The 551-nt window shown below is 66.8% G+C and carries 1 protein-coding gene; it reads right to left on the bottom strand.

Annotated elements, in window-relative coordinates; all coding sequences use genetic code 11:
- Positions 1-14 precede the first annotated feature (14 nt).
- Complete coding sequence (locus ACNJ7E_RS15785) at positions 15-482, bottom strand: SRPBCC family protein (RefSeq protein WP_418340340.1); 468 nt, start codon at positions 480-482, stop codon at positions 15-17.
- Positions 483-551 lie beyond the last annotated feature (69 nt).

Below are 551 nucleotides of genomic sequence, written 5' to 3'. Positions count from 1 at the left end.
CGCCACCGTGGGGTCTAGGTGTTGTTCGCCGTCCGCGGGGTGTGGTTGCGGGCTTCGATGGCCGCGACGGTGTTGTCGAACGCTTTTCCCAGGACGCGGGTGCCGAAGACGCCGAGCACGGTCGCGAGCGCTCGTCCTTTGAGGTTCTTGCCGTCGCGGACCACGACGGCGTCGATGTCGGTGGTCCCGTCGGGCCGCGGGGTGAGGGTGTAGGTGTGGCCGGAGTTGCCGCCCCACAGGTTGGAGTCGGTGGTCGTCATGACGACACGGTGGGGGTCGGTCCAGTCGTAGTGCAGGCGTTCCCAGGCCCCGCCCGAGCCCTCGGTGACGTCGGCCTGAGTGGTGCCGAGTTCGTGTACCTGGAGGTAGTCGTCGGCGCTGTTGCTAAAGAGCGCCTGGCGGCCGGGCCCGAAGTCGGTGACTGCGTCGAGAAATTGTTCGGGTGTCGCGGTGGTGGTCTGGTGCAGGTGGATCGTGGACATGACGTTCTCCTTGGTGGGTGGTGCAGGGGTGACGGGTTGACCGGTGGATGGTGTCGAGGGCAGTTAGAG

Origin of the sequence: Rhodococcus mengyinensis (assembly GCF_048381435.1) — a bacterium.
Lineage (GTDB): Bacteria > Actinomycetota > Actinomycetes > Mycobacteriales > Mycobacteriaceae > Rhodococcus_F > Rhodococcus_F opacus_D.
The sequence above is the reverse complement of the archived record's forward strand: the minus strand, read 5'-3'. Positions and strand labels throughout refer to the sequence as shown.

What these genes read in the sequence shown, in the direction of transcription:
- ACNJ7E_RS15785 (WP_418340340.1), bottom strand. Translation starts at nt 482, where the DNA reads ATGTCCACGATCCACCTGCACCAGACCACCACCGCGACACCCGAACAA.